The 26917-nt window shown below is 39.1% G+C and carries 15 protein-coding genes; 8 read left to right on the top strand and 7 right to left on the bottom strand.

Going from position 1 to position 26917, the window contains the following annotated elements; genetic code table 11:
• Positions 1 to 116: 116 nt before the first annotated feature.
• The gene (gene sprA / locus IPK35_01085) at positions 117 to 7481 is read left to right on the top strand and encodes a cell surface protein SprA (GenBank protein ID MBK8051891.1); all 7365 of its coding nucleotides are present in this window, start codon (positions 117 to 119) and stop codon (positions 7479 to 7481) included.
• 65 nt (positions 7482 to 7546) lie between these two features.
• Here the strand turns inward: sprA and IPK35_01080 are convergent, their stop codons facing one another.
• Entirely contained in the window at positions 7547 to 8026 is a 480-nt protein-coding gene (locus IPK35_01080) for a peroxiredoxin (protein MBK8051890.1), read from the bottom strand.
• A gap of 215 nt (positions 8027 to 8241) precedes the next feature.
• Here IPK35_01080 and clpB point away from each other — a divergent pair, with 215 nt between their 5' ends.
• The 5 genes from clpB (at position 8242) to IPK35_01055 (ending at position 16101) form a co-directional block, all read left to right on the top strand.
• Positions 8242 to 10971 (top strand): ATP-dependent chaperone ClpB, encoded by a 2730-nt coding sequence (gene clpB, locus IPK35_01075; protein MBK8051889.1) that lies wholly within the window; start codon positions 8242 to 8244, stop codon positions 10969 to 10971.
• A 392-nt stretch (positions 10972 to 11363) separates the two neighbouring features.
• Positions 11364 to 12719: a Gfo/Idh/MocA family oxidoreductase gene (locus tag IPK35_01070; GenBank protein ID MBK8051888.1), complete on the top strand. Its 1356-nt coding sequence runs from the start codon at positions 11364 to 11366 to the stop codon at positions 12717 to 12719.
• Between the two features lie 28 nt (positions 12720 to 12747).
• Complete coding sequence (locus IPK35_01065; GenBank protein ID MBK8051887.1) at positions 12748 to 13488, top strand: DUF1080 domain-containing protein; 741 nt, start codon at positions 12748 to 12750, stop codon at positions 13486 to 13488.
• Positions 13489 to 13591: 103 nt separating this feature from the next.
• Complete coding sequence (locus IPK35_01060; protein MBK8051886.1) at positions 13592 to 14953, top strand: transglycosylase domain-containing protein; 1362 nt, start codon at positions 13592 to 13594, stop codon at positions 14951 to 14953.
• Entirely contained in the window at positions 14899 to 16101 is a 1203-nt protein-coding gene (locus tag IPK35_01055) for a hypothetical protein (GenBank protein ID MBK8051885.1), read from the top strand. Before IPK35_01060 ends, IPK35_01055 begins: the two co-directional genes overlap by 55 nt.
• 6 nt (positions 16102 to 16107) lie before the next feature.
• Here the strand turns inward: IPK35_01055 and IPK35_01050 are convergent, their stop codons facing one another.
• The 6 genes from IPK35_01050 to IPK35_01025 all read right to left on the bottom strand — a co-directional run bounded on the left by IPK35_01050 (position 16108) and on the right by IPK35_01025 (position 23565).
• Positions 16108 to 16734, bottom strand: coding sequence for a VOC family protein (locus IPK35_01050; GenBank protein ID MBK8051884.1), 627 nt, complete (start codon positions 16732 to 16734; stop codon positions 16108 to 16110).
• The gene (locus IPK35_01045; protein ID MBK8051883.1) at positions 16731 to 17768 is read right to left on the bottom strand and encodes an LLM class flavin-dependent oxidoreductase; all 1038 of its coding nucleotides are present in this window, start codon (positions 17766 to 17768) and stop codon (positions 16731 to 16733) included. Before IPK35_01045 ends, IPK35_01050 begins: the two co-directional genes overlap by 4 nt.
• Positions 17769 to 17876: 108 nt before the next feature.
• Positions 17877 to 19574, bottom strand: a complete 1698-nt coding sequence (locus tag IPK35_01040; protein MBK8051882.1) for a DUF885 domain-containing protein — start codon at positions 19572 to 19574, stop codon at positions 17877 to 17879.
• A gap of 3 nt (positions 19575 to 19577) precedes the next feature.
• Positions 19578 to 20738: a hypothetical protein gene (locus tag IPK35_01035; GenBank protein MBK8051881.1), complete on the bottom strand. Its 1161-nt coding sequence runs from the start codon at positions 20736 to 20738 to the stop codon at positions 19578 to 19580.
• 16 nt (positions 20739 to 20754) lie between these two features.
• The gene (locus tag IPK35_01030; GenBank protein MBK8051880.1) at positions 20755 to 21987 is read right to left on the bottom strand and encodes an MFS transporter; all 1233 of its coding nucleotides are present in this window, start codon (positions 21985 to 21987) and stop codon (positions 20755 to 20757) included.
• Between the two features lie 225 nt (positions 21988 to 22212).
• On the bottom strand, positions 22213 to 23565 hold the full coding sequence (locus tag IPK35_01025; protein MBK8051879.1) for a histidine--tRNA ligase: 1353 nt from the start codon (positions 23563 to 23565) through the stop codon (positions 22213 to 22215).
• Between the two features lie 554 nt (positions 23566 to 24119).
• Here IPK35_01025 and IPK35_01020 point away from each other — a divergent pair.
• Positions 24120 to 25616, top strand: a complete 1497-nt coding sequence (locus IPK35_01020; protein MBK8051878.1) for a hypothetical protein — start codon at positions 24120 to 24122, stop codon at positions 25614 to 25616.
• Positions 25613 to 26917 (top strand): hypothetical protein, encoded by a 1305-nt coding sequence (locus IPK35_01015; GenBank protein ID MBK8051877.1) that lies wholly within the window; start codon positions 25613 to 25615, stop codon positions 26915 to 26917. The genes IPK35_01020 and IPK35_01015 overlap by 4 nt, the downstream gene beginning before the upstream one ends.

Genomic DNA, 26917 nt, shown 5'->3' with positions numbered 1-26917 from the left:
TATGTAAAAAACAGAATCCAGTGCTATTCAATAAGTTTTGCAAAATTATGAATTATAAACAGTTTTTTTTAATATTTTGTTTGTGCTCGGGTGCGGTTTTTAATTTATTTGGAAAATTGCCATCCAGAATTCTTCCTGATCCATATACAGATAACTCTTTGATAGTCAGCGCTCCTACTGATACTATACCGTTTTCAGACAGAAAAGGTGATTTTATCACTGACAAACAAAACAACCCTTTTGACATCACTACCAAAGAGATAGAGCAAAAAGTTGAGTATGACCCCAAAACGGGAAATTATGTCATCCTCGAAAAGGTAGGTGACCAATACTATCGTACACCTACGTTTATGACCTTTGAAGAGTATATGGATTATATTGCCAAAGAACAGGAAAAAAAATATTTCAACACACTCGCGGGTATCAAATCAGACAAAAAGACCAAAACCGGCAAGATCAATCCCATGGATAAGATTGATCTGAAAAACAGCCTCATCGATAGATTATTTGGTGGAACTGAAGTCAATATCAAACCGCAAGGAAGTGTTGACCTGAGCATCGGATGGCTATATAGCAGACGGGACGACCCACAGTTGCCTATCAGAGCCCAGAGACAGAGTCAGCCTGATTTTCCTACACCACTCATCAGGATGAATGTGGATGGCAAAATAGGTAAAAAACTTGATTTGGGATTCAATTATGATACCCAGTCGACGTTCGACTTTGACCGTCAAATAAAGTTTGCTTTCGACTCGGATGCATTTTCTGAGGATGATATCATCAAAAAAATTGAAGCTGGTAACGTCAGCCTTCCTCTGAGAGGTACATTGATACAAGGTGCCCAGAGTCTTTTCGGATTGAAAACAGAACTTCAGTTCGGAAGATCAAGGTTTACAATTCTGGCGTCCCAGCAACGCTCCAAAGCCAATAATATCCGGGTCGAAAATGGTGTGTCCGTCCAGGAATTTTCCATTACGCCCAATGAATATGATGAAAACAGACATTTTTTTCTCTCACACTACAACAGAGCAACGTATGAAAGAAACTTGTCCAATATGCCTTACATAGGCACACCACATCAGATAGCACAGATTGAAGTATGGATTTCAGATGACAGACCTGAGTACCAGGACAATTCCACGATGGTGACTGCCATTGCAGACATGGGGGAACCGGATATAACAAAATTTAGCTCTGTACCGGCATTCAACCCAGCCAATTGTCAGGCCAAAGATGACAATGGATTGTGCCTACCCAGAAATCAGGCCAATACTATCTACGATAAAATAATAAAGAGTAAGGACATCGTAGATATCGATGAAGTGGCCAAACAATTGATCGGACCTGCCTTCGGACTGAAGCGAACCAGGGATTTTGAAGTATTCAGAGGCAGAAGACTTTCTCCTTCTGAATTTACTTATCATCCCAAATTGGGTACACTCTCGCTAAATATCCGATTGAGACCCAATCAGGTGCTCGGCGTAGCCTACAATTACTACTATACATCCAATTGTGATACCTTATATCAGGTAGGTCAGCTTTCAGCCACTTCCACTCAACCGGGCAGTCAGACAGATACGACCAGAGTGGAGCCACCAAAAGTATTTTTTGTCAAGTTGCTCAAGTCCACCAATCAGGTGACTACATCTCCCATGTGGGACCTCATGATGAAAAACGTATATAACTTGCGGACCAACCAAGTCAATCAGCAGGATTTTGAATTCGATGTATTTTATGAAGACGACTTCAATGACGGCTCTATTAAAAAATATCTGCCTGAAAGAGACCTGAACAGGCTACCTTTGTTACAGTTTTTTAATCTCGACAGGCTCAACAGATTTGGTGATCCTCAGCCGGATGGTATATTTGATTATATCCCTGGTGTCACTGTGATCGAGCGCAGCGGAAGCATAGTGCTACCTATTTTGGAGCCATTTGGTGACCATTTGAGCATAAAGAATTTTGAAAAGGCCCTTGGCAAACCCATCACTGGTGTTGATGAAGAGTTGCTTCAGATCAAATATAAGTATCAGGAACTATATGATACTACCATCAGTATTGCTGCCCAAAACCTGACGAAAAACAAATTTCGTATGAACGGAAGGGTGAAGTCCTCATCCAATAATGGTGAAATTCCACTTGGGCCATTTGTACCGCAGGGTTCAGTGCGTGTGTCTGCAGGCGGAAAACAACTTGTGGAAGGTCAGGATTATGAAATAGATTATTCTCTCGGTCGACTGCGGATCATCAATCCCACATATCTGGCTCAGGGTACACCCATAGATGTGCGGTTTGAAGACAACTCACTCTTCAGTCTCCAACAAAAAAATATGCTTGGGTTGAGATATGACTACCAGATCAATAAAAAATCCAGCTTTGGTATGACTTACCTGAGACTATATGAAAGGCCATTTACGCAAAAAGTCAACGTCGGAGATGATCCCATCAATAACCGAATTTTTGGAATTGACTTCAATTACAGTGACGAAGTACCTATAGTAACAAAACTCATAGATAAACTTCCCTTTTATAGCACAAAAGAAAAATCCAACATCAATATCACTGCAGAAGCCGCATATATTAAACCCGGTCACTCTAAAGCCATTAATACCCCTTTTGACAATACAGGTATAGCCAATATAGATGATTTTGAAGGTGCTATTACCAACCTCAATCTTGGTGGATTTAACTTTAATCAATGGTCACTCTCCAGCACGCCTTCTGCTACTGCGCTGTCTATCAATCAATTCAGAGAAGCAAACCTGGATAATGATCTGGCTTATGGAGCCAATAGAGCCAAACTCAACTGGTACGTGATGGATCTGGGAACCAATCGTACCAATCAGGACAATACCAATCCATATACAAGGATAATTCAACAGACTGAGCTGTTTACCAACAGACAGGTACAGCCGGGTCAGCAGCAATTATTCACATTTGATCTGAGTTATTATCCTGAGGAGCGTGGTCCTTACAATTTTGACAATAGAAACGGAATTTTTGGTGTGAGTAATGGTTTTTCAATCAGAAACAACAATATTGTACTCAACAGACCAGAAACAAGATGGGGCGGTATCATGAGATATTTCCAAAATTCGGATTTTGAAGCTGCCAACTACGAGAGCATAGAATTTTGGATGCTCAATCCTTTTATGGACAGACAGGATGGAACAAGTCATGCAGATAATGAAGAAGGAGAAATTATATTTAATCTGGGGAGCATTTCAGAAGACATCATCAAAGATAATTTTCTTTATTTTGAAAATGCGCTACCCACTACCCAGCGCAGAGTACCTGTGACTGGTACCAGATTTGGAAAGGCGACTGTGAGTATACCTATGGTCAATGGCTTTGATCTCAATGAAGGAAAAGCCCAGGACTTAGGATTTGATGGCTTGAATGACGCAGGAGAGTTGAAGCAGTTTGAATCCTGGTTGACGGCCAATAATGTCAATACGCTGGAGTCGGTAGCAAAAGACCCTGCAAATGATAACTTCATATTTTTTAATGATGAGTCATTAAGAAATGAACCAAGTCTTCTCAACAGAATGAAGTTTTTTAATGGTGCAGAGGGAAATGCTCCATTGGACAACAGCAATAGTAATGAATTTATTCGAGGTAACAGATTTCCGGATACAGAAGATATCAACAATAACAAATCCCTTGACCAAACGGAGGCTTTTTATGAGTATAAAATCAAGATAAAAAAACTTAGAGGGAGCAATGAACTGGACACAACGATTCTTGGTAATCATTACAGACAAACTACTTTAGTGACAGCGCCCAACGGTAATGTAGAAAAATGGTATAGATTTCAGGTACCTATCAATGAAGGCATTGCAGTCAATGGCATTTCCGGCTTCAGAGCCATTCAGTTTATGAGATTGTATCTCACTAATTTCAAATCTCCCAAAACATTCAGGCTTGCAGACTTTCAGTTGCAGAGAAGTCAGTGGCGTAAACAGCTATCTGTGTGTAAAACCGATGGCCCAAATCCCACTGAGTTTAGTATCGATGACGTGGGTATTGAAGAAAACTCAGGAAAATTACCCTTTAATTATGTCACTCCAAAAGGTGTAGTCAGAACACAGGCATTCAGTACATTTGCCAATTTGCTTCAGGACGAAAGGTCTATGGTGATGAAATTTAAAAATTTTCCTGATGACTGCGAGTTGAGTATGACTAAGCTCGCCAATGTCAATCTGGTTCAATACAAAAGATTACAAATGTTTGTTCACGCTGAATCAGCCCCTGAAGGTCCAAAGATTGAAGATGGAAAGTTAGCTATTGTTCTGAGATTGGGAAAAGATTTTGACAATAGCAACAACACCAACGTAAAAACAAAAGGAGCCAATAACTATTATGAGTATATCCTGCCGCTCACTATGTCAAAATCAGGTGTGCAAACACAGGACAATATATGGCCTGATAAAAATTACATCAATATACCTTTGGATAGCCTTTTAGAATTGAAAAGGTTTAGAATAAAAAACAACATCCATGTCAGAGATACTGTAGAGATGATCATCAATCCTGAGAAAGGTGATAAGATCAGGATGATTGGCAATCCCTCACTGGGAGCTGTAAAAGTTTTTCAGGTGGCCTTAAAAAACCTTGAATCAAATTCAGAATATAATGGAGAAGTATGGATCAATGAACTGCGGGTGACCGGATTCAATGAATCCGGTGGTGGAGCAGCAATAGGTAAGGTACAATTGCAAATGGCCGACCTTGGAGAGCTCAATTTTTCTGCCAACTATTCCAGCATAGGTTTTGGAGCATTGGACAAAAGGCTGATGGAACGAAACAGGGAAGAAACATTTCAATTTGACATCGCAGCCAATATTGATGCCGGTAAACTTTTGCCACCAGCGCTAAAGATATCCGCTCCTGTGTATGCACAACTTCAGAAGACTTATATCACACCGCAGTTTGATCCGTTTGATCAGGATTTAGAAGTAGGAGAAAAGTTAAACCTTATCGAAAACAGCACTAAAAGAGACTCTCTGAAAGAGATAGCAAGAGAACAAATTACCATCAGAACATTTAATGTGACCAATGTCAGGACGCAGGCAGGTGGCACAGGTAAGCCGTGGTCACCTGCCAATGTGGCTTTTTCTTATGCCTATACAGAAAATACCAAGTCAGACCCACTCATCAAACAAGACAAAGCAGTCAACCGGTCTATCGGACTGGATTATGTATTTGCCCGTCAGACAAAATATATCGAACCGCTTAAGTTTATCAAGATACCGGCCCTGAAATTGCTGTCAGAATTTAATTTCAGCTTGTTGCCCAGTAACTTTTCATTTACCAGCAGGATGATCAATCAGGATAATTCGAGGACCTTTAGGCTTCCCAATACTCCTGTGTTTATATTTGATGATAAGCGGTACAGATGGGAGAGAAACTATGTATTGGATTGGGATATCACTAAGTCTCTTAGATTTAATTTCAGAGCCACAAGCAATTCTATCATCGATCAGATAAGGCAGGCCGGAATAGCAGAATCAGCGGAAGAAAGAGAGTGGTTTGATCCGGAAGGTAGAAATGTGACACAAAATGTCATTGACGATCCCGAGTATCCTGGTCGATACAGAAATCAGAATATCCGTAATCTGGGTCGAAGTAAAAATTATACACATAATGCTTCACTCAATTACAGATTGCCTTTCAGAAGCGTCCCAATTTTGGACTGGATCAATGGTGCCGCTGATTACAAAGCAGAATACGGTTGGGATGGAGGCAGTCTTATTACAATTGATGATCTTGGGACCCCACTGGGCAATGTGATACGCAATAGTCAAAATGCCGGCTTTAATGTGACTTTTGATTTTAGCAAACTCTACAATAAGTTTTCCTATCTGAAAGCTATTGAATCTGGCAAGGCCACAAGGGCACCACGTAAAAGATCTACTCCTACTGACAGAAAGAGCTCTAATCCTTCGGATGTTTCCAAAGCTTCTGATCAGGTATCAGATGACACTGATGCCAAAACCCAATCCAAAAAGCAGGAGAAAGAAGATAAACCCAGAGATCCATCCATGGCTGAAAGAATCATACTCAGGCCGCTGATGCTGGTCAGGTCTGTCAAGTTTAATTATAAAGATGATAGAAGTACAATAATACCTGGATTTATGCCACAGACTCAATTGTTGGGTCAAAGCGAAGGATTTGCGTCTCCGGGATGGGATTTCATCGGTGGAGTGCAACCCAACCTTGCGGGTGATGATAACTGGCTGACCAGAAATAAATCATGGTTCAACCCAAGTTACAATTTTAATGACGCCCTCTCACAAACCAAAAGGCAGACTTTTGATGCAAAGTTACTGATCGAGCCATTCAAGGATTTCAGTATTGATGTATCTATGAAAAAAGGGTATCAGGAAAATCACACTGAGGTATTCAGAAATAAAAAAATGGATGGCAGTGACAAATATCTCCAGCTTGCTAAATATGATGTAGGGTCATTTGATGCGTCCTTTTTTGCTATGAATACCCTTTTTGATGAGAGTTTTGGGTTATACAATCAGTTCAAACAAAATAGAGAAATTATATCCCGAAGATTACCCAATATTTCAAATCCGGGAGTACACCCGGCTGATCCATCCTACGTGGAAGGTTATGGCCCTACTCACAATAGCGTCATTGTACCTGCATTCATTGCTGCTTATACAAGACAATCAGCATTTGATGTAGCTCTTGATCAGCAAAAAGTTTTTGCAAGCAATACTTATATCCCGAAACCCAACTGGCAGCTCAATTACAATGGACTTTCAAAATTGAAAATGTTTAAAAACATCTTTTCAAATATCGCCATCAAACATGGATATACATCGTCTATCAGAATAAACAACTTCCAGACTTCGCCGAATTTCAATTCAAAAGATCCTTTCATAGAACTCTCGCCAAACAACAATTACTACTCCCGGCTCGAAATACCGGCAGTAAGCATTCAGGAGCAATTTGTACCTATCATAGGTGTGAGTGTCAAGACTGTGAAGGATATGAAACTGGATTTTGAGTTCAAAATGACAAGAGCACTGGAACTGGGTATAACTCAACTGCGCGAGAATAAGAGCAAGGAAATAGTCTTGGGAGGTGGGTACATTATTAAAAATGTTAAAACAAGCAAAGCCAAAAAACCTAAAAAGGCTAAAAAAGGTGATGTGGCAGATGACTCACCTATAGACTCACCGACAAGAACATCAGTAGCTAAAAGCAGAGATATCCGTATCAACCTGAGCTATTCACTTAGAGATGATATTTCTCAAATATACGATTTGCTTACCGGGATAGACGCACAGGCTGACAGAGGCAGTAAAACAGTCACCTTGAATCCAACTATCGAATACGATGTCAACAAAAACCTGGCATTAAGATTTTACTTCGATTACTCTAAGATTACCCCGCGTACTACATTATCGTTTCCTGTGACGACAATCAGATCGGGTGTGACATTGAGGTTCAACATTAACTAAGAGCAAGTTGAAAAATAATTATTTGAGCTCAGGATTAAACTTGTGACCATAATCTAAGAATATCTTCAGATGCTCAGAGCAGTTTTCAATTGATTGGAATGATCTCCTGAAACCACATCTTCTATGATGTGCGTGATGATACCCTTTGCATCAGTGACTACAGTAGTTCTGTACACTCCATTGACTTCCTTGCCCATAAATATTTTTGGTCCGTAATATCCAAAAGCACCCATCATAGAGAGTTCTGTATCGGCGATCAGGGAGTAAGGAAGGTCGTATTTATTGATAAATTTCTGGTGTTTCTTTTCATTGTCTTTGCTTACACCATAGATTCGATAACCTTTTGAGTCAAATGTCTTAAAATTATCACGCAGATTGCATGCTTCTTTCGTACAGGTAGGGCTATCATCCTGCCCATAAAAAAAGATGATATTCTTGTGCCCTTTAAGAGTGTCAGGTGTGACCTTTTCTCCTTTTTCATTTACGGCTGCAAATGCAGGTACTGCATCCCCAACCTTTACATTTCCTTTTTTATCGATTGACATGTTTATTATATTTTGCAGGTGACCAACATCAGCACATAAAATAGGTTTAAAAAATATGTCGATATTTCATTAATTTTGAGATATTGGGTGACTGAATGACTATAAATTTAAATTATAAATGCCAAAATGTCAGTAATTTTGGATTTGGAAACATATTTGCAGTTGTATAGTATATTGAAATGAAAAATTGTACATCATTTAATAAATAACAGGCCATGACATACGAAAATTTTACAGTAAACGCACAGGAAGCTATATTGAAGTCACAGCAACTTGCGGGATCCCTTGACCAGCAAGGTGTTGATACTATACACCTCATCAAGGGTATCATAGAGACAGACGAAAAACTGGCTGAATTTTTACTCAATAAAGTTGGTGTCAACATCCCGATGCTAAAAAGAGATCTCAATGTGGAGTTGGAAAAATTTCCAAAAGTGCAGGGCGGTGACAAACAATATCTGACCAATGATGCCAACAAAGCTTTGGCAACTGCTAAAAAATTGCTAAAGGATTTTGGGGACGAATATATCTCCATTGAACTCATGCTCCTTGGAATCATCATGGGCAATGACAAAGCAGCGACCATCCTGAAAAATCAGGGTGTGACAGCGGACAAAATGAAAGCTGCCATCCTTGAACTTCGAAAGGGGAGGAAAGTAACGGATCAAAATGCCGAAAACCAATACAATTCACTCAAGAAGTTTGCTGTAGACCTCAATGAAAGAGCAGAAGCAGGCAAACTTGACCCTATCATAGGTCGGGATGAAGAGATACGACGCATCCTGCACATACTCTCAAGAAGGAAAAAGAACAACCCAATTCTGTTGGGTGATCCGGGAGTAGGCAAAACGGCAATCGTCGAGGGTATAGCATGGCGGATAGTAAAACATGACGTGCCTGAAAATCTCAAGACAAAAAGGATTTTTACACTCGATATGGCAGCATTAGTGGCAGGTGCCAAATATAAAGGAGAATTTGAAGAAAGACTCAAAGCCGTCATCAATGAAGTCATATCTTCTGATGGCGAAATCATCCTGTTTGTAGATGAGATACACACCCTGATAGGCACAGGAGGTGGTCAGGGGGCAATGGATGCTGCCAATATACTCAAACCAGCCCTGGCTCGTGGCGAACTCAGGACTATTGGTGCCACTACTTTGGATGAATACCAAAAATATTTTGAAAACGATAAAGCTCTGGTAAGAAGATTTCAGACGGTCAATATCGATGAACCCTCTGTAGAAGATACTATTTCTATCCTCAGAGGTATTCAGGAAAAATATGAAGTTTATCATAAAATCGGTATACTCGACGAGGCACTGATCGCAGCTGCTGAGTTGTCCCACAGATACATTTCAGAAAGAAAACTACCTGATAAAGCGATCGACCTGATAGATGAAGCATCTGCAAAACTACGGCTTGAACTCGACTCTGTTCCCGAAGATGTGGATGAACTGGACAGAAAAGTCCGTCAATTGGAGATAGAAAGGGAATTTATCAAAAAAGAAAAAGATGACAAAAAGCTTAAAGCCATAACGGAGCAGATTGCCAATACCAAAGAAAAACTGGATTCTGTGAAAGCAGCATGGCAATATGAAAAAGAGATAGTAGATACCATCCAGAATATCAGAAAACAAATAGAACAGTTGGAATATGAAGCCCAAAAAGCCGAAAGAGAGAGTGATTTTGAAAAAGTAGCCAAAATAAGATACGGTGACCTTAAAGAAAAAGAAGCTCAGCTTCAGGTGGCCAATGAAAAACTGGATAAACTACCGGAAGAAAGTCGGTTTACTAACGAAGTGGTGACAGCAAATGACATCGCAGACGTCATCAGTAAATGGACAGGTATTCCTGTATCTAAAATGATGCAAAGTGAAAAAACAAAACTTCTTTCTCTGGAAGAAGAAATTGGAAAACGACTTATAGGCCAGAATGAAGCCGTTGTGGCTGTTGCAGATGCTGTGAGAAGAAGCCGTGCAGGCCTTCAGGACGAAAAAAAACCTATTGGTTCATTCATTTTCCTGGGCCCTACCGGTGTAGGAAAGACAGAACTTGCCAAGGCACTTGCAGAAGTGTTGTTTGACGACGAAACCGCTATCACACGTATAGATATGAGCGAATATCAGGAAAAACACGCGGTCTCCAGATTGGTAGGCGCGCCTCCGGGATATGTTGGGTATGATGAAGGGGGACAATTGACGGAAGCCGTACGGAGAAGACCTTATTCTATCATCCTGCTGGACGAAATTGAAAAAGCACATCCTGATACTTTCAACATCCTGCTGCAGGTGCTCGATGACGGAAGGCTGACAGACAACAAAGGTCGGGTCGCTAACTTCAAAAATACGATCATCATCATGACATCCAACATGGGATCCGAAACCATTCTGGAAAACTTTGAAGATCTTGATGCCCTGGGTGATAAACATAAAGCAGACATCATCGAAACTACCAAAGTTGAAGTGTTTGATCTCCTCAAAGAAACACTAAGACCGGAATTTCTCAACAGGATAGATGAAAAAATCATGTTTTTACCTCTATCAAAATCAGAGATCAAACAGATAGCCCTGCTGATGATCAAAAAGCTGACAAAAAATCTTGCAAAGCAGGAGATAGGTATACAATTTGATGAGTCAGCGATGAATCTTTTGGCTGATTTGGGTTATGAGCCTCAGTTTGGAGCAAGGCCAATGGCCAGGGTTATACAAAAAGAAATCATCAATGAATTGGCCAAAAATGTGCTTTCTGGAAAATTCAGTGCCGGAGATACCATATATATAGGCACAGATGCCAAAGGTTTTGTATTTTCAGAATCACCGATTGACTCCAAAGCCGCTCCTCATATCAAAAAAGAAAAGGACCTTGACAAGCTAAAAAAAGCCACCAAAGATGTCAATGATCTTGTCAAAGATATCGATGATGAGGAGGATGAAGACCAGAAATAATATTTTGGAAAGTGGAACAAAAAAGGCCGGGAATTATTTCCGGCCTTTTTTATTGGTACGAAGGCAGGATTTCATCTTTATCTAATAAACATAGTTTCAGATATTAACACAAGAGGGTGCATTTCATTTTTTCGCCCTTTGCTCGATTTCTTATCAAGTTTCGTTTGTTCGTCGTAGCTTCCAGCTACGATGCAGTATAGACAGGCATCTTGCCTGAATCGCTAAATAATAAAATGGTGATTTTTAATGTGAAGCGAAAAAATGAAATACACCCACACAAGAAAAACAAACACCACTCAAACATTTTAAACAGATACAAATTATTATTTTACAAAATTTGTCAAAATCCCTTTTTAATCAATATATTTACTCAAAATTTAATAAATCAAATTATGGGCAATAAATCGAGACGTTCATTTATGAAACACATCTCAGCAAGTGCATTAGGTACAGCGATCATTCCTGAGCTGATAAAAAGATCAGATGAGTTTGCTGATCAGGAAGCTATGACGAGACAACAAAAATTTAGCACCAATGACCAGATCAATATCGCAGTGATCGGAGCAGGAGGAATGGGCCTGGCAGATACCAATACAGCCATCACAGTACCGGGAGTCCGAGTGGTGGCAGCATGTGATTTGTATGATGGCCGACTGGAAGATGCCAAAAGAATTTATGGCAAAGAAACCTTTACGACTCGTGACTATCGGGAGGTACTCTCGAGAAAAGACGTAGATGCTGTAATCATTGCAACACCTGATCACTGGCACAAAGACATATCCGTAGCCGCTATGAATGCCGGCAAATCAGTATACTGCGAAAAACCAATGACACAAAACGTATCAGAAGGCAGTGCAGTAGTAGAAGCTCAAAACCGCAACAAAGTCGTATTTCAGGTAGGAAGTCAGGGAGTCAGTTCATTGGGCAACGAAAAAGCCAAAGAACTTCTTGCTGCCGGAGCCATCGGTCAGCTCAACTATGCTGAAGGATTTTGGGCGCGAAATTCTCCGGAAGGTGCGTGGCAATACAGAATTCCTGCAGATGCATCTCCTGCCACAGTGGATTGGAAAGCATTTCTAAATAAAAATAAAGAAATCCCCTTTGATGCCAAAAGATTTTTCAGGTGGAGGTGCTACAAGGATTATGGAACAGGAGTGTCCGGAGACCTGTTTGTGCATCTTTTTTCAAGCCTGCATTTCATCACCAACTCCAAAGGACCTGACAAAATCATGGCTATGGGTGGTTTGAGATTCTGGAAAGATGGCAGGGAGGTGCCTGATTTGCTCATGGGTATGTTTGACTACGGAGATACGAAAGAACACCCGGGATTCAACCTGTCTCTTAGGGTCAACTTTACCGACGGCACTGCTGACAGTACTTACTTAAGGCTCGTAGGCAGTGAAGGTAGTATGAATGTAGAATGGGACAGAGTCACTTTGTTCAGAAATAAATCCTATGCTGCAGTAGATGATCCATTGATGGCCACCAAACTCGGAAAAGATAAGTCCACAGAAAGAAAAAAAATAGTGCCTCCTGCCAAGACAATCTTTACCGCAGAGGATGGATATAAAGGTGCACATTATGACCATTTCAATAATTTCTTTACGGCTATCAGAAATAAGTCGTCCGTGGTAGAAGATGCGCTTTTTGGTTATCGTGCAGCTGCGCCGGCGTTGCTGTGCAATGATAGTTACTATGAAGACAGAGCCATCAAATGGGATCCGACAAACCTGAAACTTGTGAAGTAAAACCTTTAAAATCAAAAATAATACGATAATGAATAGATATTTTTTCCTGGTGCTTATGGTACTTTTTACCATCTCCTCCTGTAAAAACCAAAAAACTGAAACTGTCTCAGAACCTGCTTCAACAGACAATGTGCTGACAGATCAGGAAAAAGCCGATGGCTGGAAATTACTGTTTGATGGTACCACACTCAATGGATGGAAAATGTACCAGGACAAGCCTGCAGATGCATGGGGTGTAAAGGATGGTATCATCTACTGTAAAGGAAGTGAGACTGATAAAAGTGACCTTAGAGCTGACCTGATCACAGTTGATTCGTTTACAAATTTTGAATTGACTGTCGACTGGAAAATCTCAGCTCAAGGCAATAGCGGTATTATGTACCATGTTTCAGAAGCATATGACGCTGCCTATCTTTCGGGGCCGGAGTATCAGCTGCTGGACGATGTAGGATTTCCTGATAAGCTCGAAGAATGGCAAAAAACAGGAGCAGATTATGGTATGTACACTACTACAACAAGGCCTACAAAACCTGTAGGTGAGTTTAACACCACAAAAATCGTCGTCAACGGTGCACATCGTGAACACTGGCTCAATGGTGTAAAAGTGCTCGAATTTGAAGCATGGACACCCGACTGGGAAAAAAGAAAGGCCGAAAGCAAGTGGAAAGAATATCCCCAGTATGGCACTATGAAATCAGGCAAAATATGTCTTCAGGATCACGGTGGAGGTATTTGGTTTAAAAATGTGAAGATCAAAACATTACAATAGTATCCTTTAGGGATTTTGTTTTTAGCTTTTTAACAAATTTCAGAGAAATTTTTATTTTATTACCTTTGGGGCTTTTATACTCAAATACTGATACAAGCCCTTCATGGTTCACAGTAATTTTAAGAAATATTTACTTCTGACGCTCAAATATCTTTTTAGGGCGGTTGGAGTGTTTTTAGTTTTATTGCTGGGTCTGATAGCATATATTTGGATCAAAGAAGTACCTTCAAATGAACTTTTAAAATATCCGGACATCAAGTTAGCTTCTACCTTGCTCGATACACGGGGCAAATTTATAGGGCTATACCAAGCTGAATTCAGGTCTGTCATTACATATGAAGAGCTCAATCCTTCGGTAAGAGAGTGTCTTCTGGCTGCTGAAGATATCCGTTTTTATGAACATAATGGTATTGACCTTAGGGCACTGGCTCGTGTTGGTTACAGGACGCTCCTACTGGGTGAAAAGTCTTCAGGAGGTGGCTCTACCATCACACAGCAACTTGCCAAGCAACTATTTCCCCGACCTTCGATGAAAAACCGAAGTTATCCTTTGAGAACCTTTCTATTGGTTAAATCAAAGATTAAAGAGTGGATTATCGCATTGAAGCTTGAAAAAATCTACTCAAAAGAAGATATTCTGACCATGTATCTCAACAAGTTTGAATTTATCAACGGAGCTCATGGTATTGATGCTGCAGCATTGACCTATTTTGGAAAAAATCAAAGCGATTTAACTATTGATGAAGCGGCCACTTTGGTAGGTATGCTGAAAAATCCAAGCCTGTACAATCCCGTGAGATTCCCAGAGTTGGTACAAAAAAGGAGGAATGAAGTACTGACAAAACTGGAAGAAAAAAATAAACTTTCACTAAAAGACATAAAAAAAATAAATACCAGCTTTTCAGCATTCAAGCGATATGAAAATTACGACACTATCGTACCATATTTCAAAAACTCGATGGAGAAATATATCAATGATCTGATCAAAAAAAACAATCTGGTAAAGTCTGACGGAAGTTTTTATGATATCTTCAGTGATGGCCTGACTATCGAATCCACCATCCATCTCGATATGCAGAAATATGCCGAAGACGCCACCATGGAACACATGGCATGGATACAAAAATGGTGGAATCTCGACTGGAAACATCGCGATCCATGGACATTTAAAGCCGGAACAGATGAAAAAAGAATGCGCTTAGAGTCCCTTAAACAGAAGGCTAAAGCCTCAGTAAGGTATGACCATTTATTCAAAAAATATATGTATCCTGTATTGAAAGAAACAGGAGAATCACTGAGTGAGCCGGAGATCAGCTTTTTACTTGAAGAAAATAAACAAAGTGTAAAGGACAAAAAAGACAAAAATACCTGCAATCTCTCGGTAAAAGCAAAAAATTTCAGAAAATCAAAATGGCATACAATAGCCTTCAGCAAGCATTTGAAAAGGAATTTGGTACAAAAGTAAAAATGAAAATTTTTGATCATATCCATGGGAGCCGCAATGTCCATATGTCCCCCAGAGATTCTGTGAAATATCATGCACAATTGCTTCAGACCGGATTGGTGGCTATTGATCCTCATAACGGGCATGTCAAATGCTGGAACGGCGGTCTGGATTATCAATATTTTCAATACGATCATGTACTTTCCAGGCGCTCTGTTGGTTCAACTTTAAAGCCCTTCCTTTATACGGTCGCAATGGCAAATAAAAGTATAAAACCATGTGATGAGTACCAGGATATATCTTACGCCATCCAACCCGGAGAGGGTGATTTCAGAAACAAGGCAGTATGGCAACCCGAAAATGCAACCCATATCAATACCAAACTGATGTACAATCTGTATCATGGACTGCTATACTCAAAAAACTCTATCACAGTAAAACTCCTCAAAGAAATAGGATCTGTCGAGCCACTAAGGGATTTGCTCCATGAAGTAGGGATCAGCAAGTACGAAAAATTACCTAACGGACGACTTGCAGTACCACAAGAGCCTTCAGTGAGCCTTGGGGCTGTGGATATCACCTTGCTGCACCTTACAGCAGCATACACCACTTTTGCTAATAATGGCGTCTTTACCAAACCCATCATGATCAAACGAATCAGGAATAAAGAAGGTAAAATCATCTATGAAGCACCAAAGATCACAAATCCTGCTATAAAACCACTGTATAACGCCATCATGGTAGATATGCTGCGCAATAATGAGTCCGGGATGTTCAGTATGCACCTGAAATCGCAAAACGGTGGAAAAACCGGAACAACTGATGACCAGTGTGATGGTTGGTTTGTAGGATTGACACCTGATCTTGTAGTGGGCATCTGGACAGGCGGCGATGACAAATGGATCAGATTTATACGTGAAGATGTGGGACAGGGATACTTTACAGCAAGGCCTGTTTTCGAAAAATTTATCAGAAAACTGGAAAAAGATAAGTCAGGTATCTTCAATCCTTCTGCAAAGTTCCCGACACCTCCTGAGGGTTTTAAGGCCTTGACAAATTGCCAAAAAATAAAAACAGAATTTCTTCTTGAGTTTTTAAAACCTAAAAAGTTGCCGGAAGACAGCATAAGATCCATAAAAATAGTAAGTGATAGTCTTTTGATAAATTGATCACAACTACAGGTCTACTAATCCATTTTTGCCGATGATACTCACTTCTATCTTTGGTAAAGGATGGTAAAGGACTTTTTTATTGATGGCCAAAGATAAAAAGAAGCCCTCCAACACTTCCGGCTGCGGATGATACAAAGCAATATCATATATTTCGCATTGATGTTCCATCCTGTCACATGGATGAAAGGCAGAAGCAGACCAATCCAGAAGAAACGGGACAATATCCACTTCAGGTGCCGCTGTAGGCAATGTCATCTTCCATTTTAAAAAGCTACCATCCGTTGTCAGCCGTTCACCGGAAGATATGTTACCCTGGTCAGATTGAAAATTTTTAAGGATAGCACTACCTTTATCGATATCCATAGATTTGACAGCCCATCGGGTGATCATGGGCTTAGTGATGAGATCTATACCCATCCACCTGGTGCCTTTGAAAGTGGTGTTTTCTTCATCTTTGGCCAGAATCTCGAGATAACACTGATTGCCAAGGTTGATGAGTGCATTTTTTGTACCATGAAGCAGATGTCGTCCTCCGATCACAGGTTTTACTCCCAGTTTCATTTCCAGATATGAAAGTGCCAGATCGAAATCCGGGACTGCGTAGACTATATGGTCAGGTAATAAGGTCATGAGTTTTCAAAAGTCTTTCTGATTTGTGGTAACACTTTGGTTCCAAAAAGTTCGATATTTTTCATCATGTCTTTTTGTGGAGGTCCACCTACATCCATATGAGCCACATATCTCGTAAGGCCAAACATTTCGATGGTCTCGATGATCTTTTCTGCTACCAGATTAGCCTCGCCCATATACAATGCACCATCTTTGGTCAATCCTCCTAAAAACTGCTGAATACTATACGGAGCCCATCCGCGTGATCTACCTACACGATCCATTTGTCCCGCATAGTAGGGAAAATATTTTTGGATCAACTGATCATCAGAATCAGTAACAAAAGTATGGGAATGAACACCTACTTGCATCTCATCAGGATTGTGACCGTGTTTCAAATATTCTTCTTTATAAAATTCAATCAGGGGCCTGAACTGTCTGGGTTGACCACCTATAATCGCAACTATCAGGGGCAAACCCAATCTGGCAGCCCGATAGACACTTTCTGGTGTGCCACCCACTGCAATCCAGACAGGTATAGGTCTTTGTGCCCTTGGATATACAGTTTGGTTGACAAGTGAAGCGCGATGTTTGCCAGACCAGGTGAGTTTTTCCGTAGTATTGATTTTAAGTAGTAAATCCAGTTTTTCTTCAAACAGGCTTTCGTAGTCTTTCAAATCATAACCAAATAATGGGTAGGACTCTATAAAACTACCTCTGCCTGCTATGATTTCAGCTCTTCCACCAGACAATAGATCCACGGTTGCAAAATCCTGATAAACCTTGACAGGATCCGATGAACTCAGCACGGTAACTCCACTGGCCAGTTTGATACGTTTAGTAACGGTCGATAATGCTGCAAGAATAACTTCAGGTGACGAAACAGAATAATCCTGTCTGTGGTGTTCGCCAATGGCAAATACATCTATTCCTAGCTCGTCAGCGAGTCTGACCTGCTCTACTATCTCATTTAATTTTTGGGATGTCGATTGAAATTTTTGTGACTCCTGATCAAAAGTCAGATCACCAAACATACCAATACCTATTTCTAACATAAACGTCTTAATTGAGATATAAATACAAATTTGAAGGGGATAAGTTGAAATTATTTTAAACAAAAATATGTCAATAATAGTATTAAAGGACGAAATACATTGGAATTTTCAACTCTTTTTTACAGAACTTATCCATGAATTCACCATGTATTCAAGTGTACTTAGTTTTACTGATCCTTTGCTTAGTACCAGGTCGTGAAATGCTTTGATATCGAACTTGTCGCCCAATTCATTTTCAGCTTTTTTCCTTAATTCCCTGATTTTTATTTCACCTATTTTGTACGAAACCGCCTGAGCTGGCCAACCAATGTATCTGTCTATTTCAGTGTTGACTTCATGCAGTGAGAGAGCTGTATTACCGGCCATAAATGATACAGCCTGCTCTCTTGACCAGCCTTTGTAATGCAGTCCTGCATCTACGACCAATCTGCAGGCGCGCCACATTTCGTATGTAAGTCTTCCAAAATCTTCATAAGACGTTTCATACATGCCTGTTTCGATACCCAGATATTCTGAATACAAACCCCAACCTTCTCCAAATGCGCTGATATAAAGGTTTTCCCTGAATTTTGGTACATTTTTAAGTTCTCTCGAAAGCATGATCTGAAGATGATGACCAGGCACGGCTTCATGCAATGTCAATGCCGGAAGTACGTACAGTGGCCTGCTTTCAAGTTTGTAAGTGTTGACCCAATAAGCTCCAGGCTTTCCGGTAGCATAGGATCCTTCAGAGTATCGGCCTCCTGTATAATTTGGAGCTATCGATGCAGGAACTTCTTCGACCGTAAATGGCATTCTTGGTAATGTATTGAAATACTGAGGCAATTTTCCTTCGATTTTTTTGGATAACCATGTAGCCCGATACAGCAATTCTTTTGGGGTCCTGGCATAAAATTGCGGATCACTTCTCAAAAAACTGATAAAATCATCAAACGATCCTTTGAATCCTGATGAATCTATTACAGCCATCATTTCTTTTTTGATCCTGTCAACCTCGTTGAGACCAGTGTTGTACACCTCTTCAGGTGTCATATTTAAAGTGGTGAAATATTTGGTTTTGTTTTCATAGTATGTTTTTCCGCCTTCCAATTTAGATATTCCCGGAGAATCGGTGGATGCCGGCAGATATTCATTTTTCAAAAATTGATGAAAATCCTTGTATGCCGGTATGATTTTTTCTTGGACGATTGACCTTACCACTGTTTTCAGGCTGTCATTTTCATGACATGGGTAAATAAATACATTATCATCAAGTGACATATTATAATACGGTTCGACAAAATCGATACATCTCTGTGTGATAATCTTGGGTGATACTTTCTTCTTTTGAATACCCTTTTTAAGGATATCTTTTTGTGTAGCCAGATAGGCAGGAAGACCTTTTAGTTTGTCAATATATTTTTGTCTTTGCTCTGCAGTTGCCGTAAGGGCATACTGGAGGTCATAGATGATACCTGCCAGAAATCCGCCTTCAGAATTTAGTGGAAGAAGATAACTCTCAAAGTTGATATCATTCAGTTCATTTTCCATTTCGAGCATCATCAGGTCTCTGTTGATCATATCGTCCTCGCTAAGCTCTTTATCATCCATTAATGACAGCTTGGTCACCATCTCTGTATAAAAAGTCTTTTTGGCTGCCCTGATACTATCGGTTTCCAACGGCCATAATTTTATTTGAGAATGGTAGATGGTATCCTGAAATGTTTGGTATTCAGAGATAAAACTATGCATTGTCTGCTTATTGCTGCATGATAAAGTCATACCTAAGGACGACAGGACAAAGAAGATTTTATACATCTTTCTCATAAGTTATTTTTGAATGACCAGGTGGCTGAATGCCCTTCTTTTTAAGAATAAATACCCTGACAACACTACTGCCAAGCCTGCGAAAGAAGCAAACTCCTTGACAATGGCCTGTCTCGCAGAAAGTACTAACACATCATCCGGCATTTCTATGGATTTGATAAAATCTATATGATTCTGTATGTAAAATCCACATATAAGTGATGACAATGCACAAATCAGCAAAACAACTGCTATCCTGTTTTTATCCCAAGTAAAAGAAAAAATCCTGTTGTGAATGAATAAAAGTGATGCTATACTGAAACTAAAGCCAAGGATAAAAGGTAGCGTAAAACTGAACGTATAAAACAACCCAATACTAAAAGTGAGTACCAATGTCAACACAAACATCCATCCCAGATCAGATATTTTGTCAATAAATTTATTTAATATCATTCTCCAAACAAATACCAGGATCATCGTTAAAGGAAATGTAAGTCCGGTTTTGATACCCTGGTTGTCATCGCATAAAATAAGTGACCAATATATAAATGATATTTCCAAAGTTACAAAGAGCATTGCCAGCACATACACAGCAAGTTTTATCCCTTTTTGTTGCATTTGGTCTTCATATGCTTTATAAGTATTTGCTTCTTTCTGAACCTTTCTGAAAAATTTAGTGACAATCAATAAAAAAATGAAAAGCACATGCAGATAAAAAACAAAATTATAGTTTGCTTCATTTTGTGCACTGAAAAATTCCTGCTGAATATAACCGGGAATGGCTACCAATGAAGTTTCCAACAAAATCACTTGTAAAAAATTTGTTTTAAACGCAGGTTGATACCAATTTGTCATGCAAGCAGAAACAATAAGACCTTGAAGTGACGAAATCAAAATCAATAACGGTAACCTGACAAAAACATCAGTACTTGAAAATAAGTGCAGTATCACGGTACAAGACAATAAAGCCAGTAGTCCAATAATGTAGACCCACTTCTTAGGCTGATAATTTAAATATATACTGATGGCCGCGGCACCAAAAAATACAAAACCCAACAGTCCTTCATGCCAGTATTCTGAAAGACCGGCGTCAACAGTCACAGGTATACTGAATCCATACCACCAAGACAGGTACAAAGAAAAAATAAGTGCCTGAACAAATAAAAGTGTCTTGTTATGCTTCATAAAATTTGAGCCCCCGTTAATGAGATGATGCTGTCTGACCAGCTGGCCTCAATTTTTTTCTCATAAAAAACAAAACTCCAAACACTATCACCAATATAGCCGGGAAAATAGCTATATTGTCAAGTGTAGCCTGGCCTGCTGCCAGCTCTGCAGCATCACCAGCTAATCCTGAAGCCAATGCTTTGCTTCTTTCAGTGTCCATCCACTTACCTATGATAGGATTGAATATAGAAATTCCCACCATGCCTACTCCACCAATCACTGACATCCCTAATGCTCCTGTATTTGGCAAATATTCTGCCACAAATGAAATCATGGTCGGCCAGAAGTAACATACCCCGATGGCAAATAATATGGCATAAACATATACTATATTTCCTGTACCCATACTCAGAAGTCCGATAGAAATGGCTGAAATAATAGCTGATGCAAACAAAACGCCTGTGATATCCAGTTTGTGTATGATTGGACCAGCATAATACCTGCCCAATGCCATCAATCCTGTAACTAAAAACAAAACGATCAGCGGCTGCGCACCACTATTTCCCAAAATTCTTTCTACCCAACCTGTTGTACCTAATTCTGTAGTTGCCGTCAGTGTCATACATGCCAGCATCAGCCAGTACAGTGGAGAGGTGAGACTTGCTTTAAGATTGTCCATGGTACTTGCTTTCCCCAATTCATTATCAGTTTTTGGAAAATTCTGACCCCAAAATAAATACCCATATATCGCTAAAGGAATAAACATCACAGATAACTTGATCTGCCAACCAAAGTCCATAGAAGCAATAATCATGGTAATGATCGTGCTTATGGCAATTCCTCCCGGAAACCATACATGAAACTTATTAAGCATTTTCGCTTTGTCTTCAGGATACATGTCTGCTATCATAGGATTATAAGCAGCTTCAACCATGCCATTGCCAAAACTGATAAAAAAAGTACTTATAAATAATGGTAAAAAACTACCTGATAAGATAGAAAATGTAATACCCACAAGATGTGACATAGAGGGAATATATCCTATTTTCTTGGGTCCAAAATGATTATACATCGAACCTCCCACTAAAGTCGCAATCGGAAAGCCAAATGTGCCCATAAAATTGATCCATCCCAACTGGGTGTCGCTGAGCTGCATATCTTTTACAAGGTCATTCATAATACCGGCACGAATACCAAATGCCATAGCGGTGGTTATCAATGCAAAACAACTTGCAATAAAAAGACGATTTCTGTTGATCTGTTCCATAAGAATTAATGTTGGATTTTAGGTGACAAACAATTGATGAGTTTAAAGAAAGACAATGATATAAAATTATTACATTTAATTTCTATTTTTAGAATGATATTGTGCTATTTCTCCGGCGCTTTTTAATACTCCCAGCAATCTCAATCCCACTGATAATAAACGATAGCTCAGACTATTGATTATTTCTGTCTCTGATGCAAAGAGTATTTTAAAGTCTGCATCACTTTATTTTTTAAAGCAATTAGGTAAATCTGAAATATTCACATCTTTTTGTTCACCGCTTGTCATATTTTTAAGACTAACTTTACCTGCTTCTCTTTCCGATTCGCCGATGATGGCTACATAAGGGACATTTCTGGCATTGGCATATGACATTTGTTTTTTCATTTTTACTGGTTCCGGATACAAATCACAAGCAATGCCAGCTTGTCTTAATATCGACACCTGCTTAAATGCATAGTTGTGGCTTTCTGCATCCAAAGCTACAAACAGTACTTCTATATCTTTTTGCACCTCATAAGGGAAAAGATTTAATTCTTCCATGACATCATAGATACGCTCGGCACCAAAAGAAATACCAACTCCAGAAACTCCGTTTAAGCCAAAAACTCCTGTAAGGTTGTCATATCGGCCACCACCACCGATACTACCCATGGTAAGATTTGGATAAGATATATTATCTGCCTTTACTTCAAAGATACAACCAGTATAATAATTCAGTCCCCTTGCCAGACTGACGTCGAAGCAAAGTTCAGGTATCTCTCCATCAAGATATTTAATTACAGTTTCTATTTCGTCAATGCCTTTTGTACCTTGTTCAAATCCTTCAAATTCTCTTTTCAAATCATCTACATTTGTTTTTTTGAGTAATTCCATAACATGATGTGCCTGTGCAGTAGTAATACCACGTTGCTCCATCTCGCTGATCACCCCATCATGGCCTATTTTATCTAGTTTATCTATGGCTATAGTCATATTTAAAAACTTTTCTTTGATACCTGCGGCTTCCGCTAAGCCAAAAAGGATTTTTCTGTTATTGATCATGATTTTTACTTTTACACCTAGTTTTCTGAAAACCATGGCATAAATCTGCACAAGTTCAGCTTCATACATCAATGAATCAGAGCCGACTACATCGACATCACACTGGTAGAACTCCTGGTATCTTCCTTTTTGAGGACGGTCTCCTCTCCATACTTGCTGGATTTGGTATCTTTTGAAGGGTAGCTGAATATCATTGAGATTCATCACTACGAATCTCGCAAAAGGTACAGTCAGATCATATCGCAATCCTCTTTTGGAGACGGAAGCCAGGAGTTTGGCTGAATCCTGAGTTTGCAGAGCTTGTTTATCTGCTCCTGCCAAAAAATCACCGTTATTTAAAATTTTAAAAAGTAAGCGGTCTCCTTCCTCACCATATTTGCCCGTAAGTGTGCTGAGGTTTTCCATCGCAGGTGTCTCTATAGGCAAGTAACCAAATGACTGAAACACAGACTCAATGACTGAAAAAATATATTTTCTCTTAAGTACCTGATCCGGTAAAAAGTCTCTTGTACCCTTCGGTATGGATGGTTTCATAAAAATGGATTATTAAGCTTGCTTGAGCAATTTATAATATGTTTAGAATACATCATTTGGCTGCAAGCGACAAATTTAAACAATTATTTGCCAACAAATAATTGAAGTATTTCAAAAAAAAATCGTGGCAAAGGTAATGAATATGTTCTTATTTATATATCGGAGTTTGGAAGAAGTGTGTATAACAAACTGCACAAATTCAAATTTTCTTCCTCGCTACCCTCATTCCCTGAAGTGACGACCTGCCCAATTCAACCATGTTTTTACCGTTTATTAAAAAAAACACTTAAAAAGTGTAATTTGTTATACACACTTGGAAGAAAGCTATGATCCATATTTAAAATTTATTTCTTGGGAAAGTGCAATATGTTAAACATACCAGTAATGATAAAAAAACATAAAGTTTGGATGGTTTTGCCGACATACAGAATAGAAAAATTGATGTACCTTGCATCCAAAATTAAATCGGGAAGAAATTTCTTCGCGAAAATGTTTTTAAAATGAATCAAAACCAGAGGTATATTTTTTGCTTAAAAGATTTTATTATTTACATTTTGTCATTTCTTTTTTTGACATCTTGTCTGGATAAAAATGAAACTTTTGAAGCAGGATGGGGCGATCAGCCATATGAGATGGCGATACCACTGATCAATTCGGAGATTTCAGTTTCCAGACTTATCAGTGCATCAGAAGGTACTACCGCGTTGGTAGTTGCTCCTGATGGAAAAGTCTCTGTTGTGTACAACAACGAAAATGTGCTGAGTAAAAATGTAACTGCCATATTTCCTCCTTTCCCGGGACTGTTTCCTTATGAGCTCAAAGATAGTGTATCAAGTGTACAGCTTCCTGTATCTGCTGGACAGCTTGTAAAAAAAGCGATATTCAAAAACACTAAAATTGGTTTTTTCTTTGAGTCCAATACTTCATCTGACATAAAAATCAATTTAAGAGTTCCCGAGCTTACAAAAAATAATGTCGTCTTTGAAAGAGAATTTACAATTAAAAGTACGGGAACATTACCATTAAGGCTTCAAACAGAAATGATATCTGTAGATGGATGGACATACAACAGTAATAACAATTTGATTACATTCAGGTACAATGCGGTCACTGCAAATGGTACAAGGTTAGTCCTTGACAAAGCTCTTATGAATTTTGATGTACTGAATTTTGCTTATATCGAAGGATACCTGGGATATCACAAATTTCCAATTGAAGGAAGTGTTATAAAGATAGGTCTTTTTGACCAATGGAAAAGCGGTGGGTTTGACTTTACCGATCCAAAATTATCAATCAGCGTAGACAATAGCTTTGGTGTACCCGTAAAATCAAAAATAAATAAACTGGATTTAAAACTTATCAGCGGAAGTGTCTTATCATTGCAAAGCCCATTTATCACATCAGGAATAGACTTCAATTATCCGCTTCTCGGCGAACCCGGTGGACTTAAGACCACTCGTTTTGAATTCAATAAATCCAATTCCAATATCAGAGATATATTTAATGAAAAAACATCTGAGATAATTTATGATTTAAACGCAATTGTAAACCCACTGCAGGATACCACCATCAAAGGTCATGTAACAGGAGATAGCTATTTTACAGTAAAAGTTGCGGTGGAAGTACCTTTATCGGGATCAGTCAATCAGGTGGTCATAGCAGATACGGTAGAAGTCAATCTTACAGATTTTGACAAAATACAATCAGCGGAGTTCAAAACCATCATTGCAAACGATTTTCCTGCAGATGTTCGGGTACAGGCAACTTTTATTGATGAAAAAAATATAGTCCTGGATCAATTATTTAATGGCACAGGTTTATTCATCCCCGCTGCAATAATAGCTGCAAATGGCATAACAATACCTGGTCAGGAGAAAACGGAGTTTATAACAATGGATGAAACCAGATTTGAAAAAATCAAAAAATCTAAAAAGATGGTCATCACCGGCACTATCAATACCACGGGAAGCGAAGCGAAAAGACCACTGTGGATTTATGATAAATATAACATAAAAGTAAAAGCAGGAGTAAAATTAAAGCTGAAATTATGAAGACCTGTAAGTTCCTGTTTTTTGTAATTTTAATAACCGTTTTGAATGGAAGCAGCATAGCTCAGGATGGAGGGCTATTATTTCTTAAAGGTAGTCTTCCTTCGACTTACTTGAATCCTTCTATCCCTTTAGAAAAAAAAATTCATATTTCGCTGGCAGGAATTAACACTTTTGCCGGAACAGACGGGCCTGCTATTGAAGACATTACAAGTAAAAACACTTCCGGAAAAAGGTTTATTGATGTCAATAATTTAAGGCAAAAACTGAATTCAGAAAATAATATTTTTGGAGGAGTGGACGTACATACTATTGATGTGGGTGTACGTATTGGAGATGCAACTCTTACAGCAGGGCACGCCTTCAAATCATTCGGAAATATAACCTATCCCGGAAAGTTAGCGGAGTTGCTTGCAAGAGGAAATGCCCCATTTATTGGTCAGACACTGGATATCGGGACATCGGTAGATTATTTTGGATATAATGAACTATACTTAGGTGGACAGTACAAAGCAGGCAATTTCATCATAGGCGTAAAATCTAAAGTACTTTTCGGCACAAACAACCTGTCTTCCGAAAGACATTTTACTACATTTACTACAAAGCCTGAGATATATCAGTGGGAACTGGAGACTGACTACATCGTCAGAAATACCGGTATTTTGAATTATCAGGCACTTGATAGCGTTTCTCTGGATCTCAAATCGTTCTCATTTGACAATTTGTTTGTTCATAATCGGGGACTTGGATTGGATATTGGCATTACATGGAAGCTGAGTGATAAATTGTTATTGATGGCAGGTGCTTCAGACATAGGTAGCATCACCTGGAACAGTGGTCCAAAAAAATATAGCAGCAGAGGAAAATTTACATTTGAAGGGGTAGACCTAATCAATCTTTTAGGTGAAAAAGAAAATATTTCTATAAGTGACACCTTACTTGATATCATTGAAGTAAAATCAGAGACAGAAACATATACTACAAAACTTAACAGCCGATTTCATGTAGGCGGAAGTTATGATTTAAATGATTTATTGTCATTCAATGCTTTATACTCATTTCAGGAGCGATTTGGTGCGTTTTCTCATCAGTTGTCATTGTCAGGCTTACTTAGATTTTCAGTATTTCAAACCGGACTTACTTATTCATTGTCAAAAAACAACTTTACGTCAGTCGGAATATTTGGAAGAGTAACAGCAGGTCCTTTTTCATTGTACTTACAAGGTGATAATATCCCGGGGTTACTAAATCCCTTAAAAAGCAAAAGCGCAGGATTACGTTTTGGTACAACTTTTAATTTTTAA

It is taken from the genome of Saprospiraceae bacterium (genome assembly GCA_016713025.1).
Taxonomy (GTDB): Bacteria; Bacteroidota; Bacteroidia; order Chitinophagales; family Saprospiraceae; genus OLB9.
The sequence above is the reverse complement of the archived record's forward strand: the minus strand, read 5'-3'. Positions and strand labels throughout refer to the sequence as shown.